Origin of the sequence: Mesorhizobium sp. M2A.F.Ca.ET.037.01.1.1 (genome assembly GCF_003998075.1) — a bacterium.
In the GTDB taxonomy this organism is placed as follows: domain Bacteria; phylum Pseudomonadota; class Alphaproteobacteria; order Rhizobiales; family Rhizobiaceae; genus Mesorhizobium.
In genome coordinates this window covers 1-1,083 of the sequence record NZ_RZSA01001469.1, presented here as the reverse complement: position 1 = coordinate 1,083, position 1,083 = coordinate 1, and the positions used below count along the sequence as shown (strand labels likewise).

General features: G+C 66.3%; 3 protein-coding genes. All 3 read right to left on the bottom strand.

The window, feature by feature from the left end; genetic code table 11:
- Window positions 1-21: 21 nt before the first annotated feature.
- Window positions 22-321 carry a conjugal transfer protein TrbD gene (locus EOA27_RS37655; RefSeq protein ID WP_127258866.1) on the bottom strand — a complete coding sequence of 100 codons (300 nt, stop codon included), beginning with the start codon at window positions 319-321 and terminating at the stop codon, window positions 22-24.
- The gene (locus EOA27_RS37650; RefSeq protein ID WP_245491356.1) at window positions 314-670 is read right to left on the bottom strand and encodes a TrbC/VirB2 family protein; all 357 of its coding nucleotides are present in this window, start codon (window positions 668-670) and stop codon (window positions 314-316) included. Before EOA27_RS37650 ends, EOA27_RS37655 begins: the two co-directional genes overlap by 8 nt.
- Window positions 671-674: 4 nt before the next feature.
- Window positions 675-1,083: ATPase, T2SS/T4P/T4SS family (locus EOA27_RS37645; protein ID WP_189562349.1), on the bottom strand; the 409-nt coding region annotated here is incomplete at its 5' end.

Below are 1,083 nucleotides of genomic sequence, written 5' to 3'. Positions count from 1 at the left end.
CAGCGCCACCATGGCCGGCCCTCAGAACCGCCGCCAGGGCGTCGAGGTCGGCCTATAGTGCGGCCGATAGCTCACGTGGCGGGCGTAGACGCGCCGCATCATCGGGTCGGCCTTGGCCATCGTCCGGAGTGCCGCCACCAGGACGATCCAGACCGCAATTCCGAACAGCGCCGAATAGGGCGTCAGCACGACGAAGATCAGGATTACGGCTGCGAGGCCGGTCACGAGCACGAGCTCGCGGTCGGCTCCAAGCAGCAGGTTCGGCCGCGACAGAGCCCGGTGGATGCGCGAGCGATCGAGGGCGGAACCCGGTTCAGCCATGGCCCGCCTCCCCTGCCCTTTCGGTTTTCGGCGGCGCGACGTCGCTGATTGAGGCGCCGCTGGCGCCGAACAGGGCGACGATCTGGGTGGCGCCGAGCAGGATGCCGGCGACGAGCACGACATACATCAGCCGCCGCGCGAAATCGTTGAGTTCGCCGCCGAAGATCAGCATGCCGCCGGCAATTGCGACCGCGGCGAGCGCGATGAAACCGGCGACCGGACCGGTGATCGACTGCTGGATCTGCTGCAAGGGGCCTTCCCACGGCAACCCGCCGCCGCCACTCGATGCCAGGGTGGGCTCGGCATGGACAAGCGCCAGCGCGAATGTCGCGAGCGCAAACCTCCACATGCGTTCATGCGACATGGCGTTCCTCCTTCGGCGAATAGGATTCAGTGCGGTAATGACCATTCACAAAGCTCTCGACATGCAGAACATCGCGAACCACGCGGCCCCTGGGGGTTCGCTCGATCGAGACGATCAGGTCGACCGCCTCGCCGATCACCTCGCGCATCGGCTGCTGGCTTGCCTCGGCCGTCAGTTGCTCGAGCCGCCTGAGCGCAGATTCCGCCGTATTGGAATGGATTGTCGTCACGCCGCCCGGGTGACCGGTGTTCCAGGCCTTGAGCAATGTCAGCGCAGCCCCATCGCGAACCTCGCCGACGATGATCCGATCCGGACGCAGCCGCATCGTGCTTTTCAGGAGCCGGCCCATGTCGATCGCGTCGCTGGTGTGCAAGGCGACAGCGTTCTCGGCCTTGCAC

Coding starts and splice junctions, on each gene's coding strand:
- EOA27_RS37655 (WP_127258866.1), bottom strand. CDS start 321: ATGGCTGAACCGGGTTCCGCCCTCGATCGCTCGCGCATCCACCGGGCT.
- EOA27_RS37650 (WP_245491356.1), bottom strand. CDS start 670: ATGTGGAGGTTTGCGCTCGCGACATTCGCGCTGGCGCTTGTCCATGCC.